Origin of the sequence: Paenibacillus sp. PsM32 (assembly GCF_030433815.1) — a bacterium.
GTDB classification, from domain to species: Bacteria; Bacillota; Bacilli; order Paenibacillales; family Paenibacillaceae; genus Saccharibacillus; species Saccharibacillus kyungheensis.
In genome coordinates this window covers 1-213 of the sequence record NZ_JARUWY010000109.1, presented here as the reverse complement: position 1 = coordinate 213, position 213 = coordinate 1, and the positions used below count along the sequence as shown (strand labels likewise).

At 42.7% G+C, this 213-nt stretch carries 1 protein-coding gene; it reads left to right on the top strand.

Translation table 11 applies throughout. The features are described 5' to 3' along the window. Positions 1-213, top strand: a 213-nt coding sequence (gene rplP / locus QCD85_RS23845) for a 50S ribosomal protein L16 (RefSeq protein ID WP_301264099.1), incomplete at both ends; no start/stop codon positions are given.

Here is a 213-nt window from a genome sequence, read left to right as displayed (position 1 = left end):
GGACAAGCCAATCACTCAAAAACCTCTTGAGGGTCGAATGGGAAGTGGTAAAGGTAACGTAGAAAAATGGTTTGCCGTTGTTAAACCAGGTAAAATTATGTTTGATCTTGCAGGTGTTTCTGAAGAGATCGCGCGTGAAGCTTTGCGTCTTGCTTCTCTCAAGTTGCCTGTAAATACTAAGTTTGTGAAACGTGAAGAATTGGGTGGTGTAGC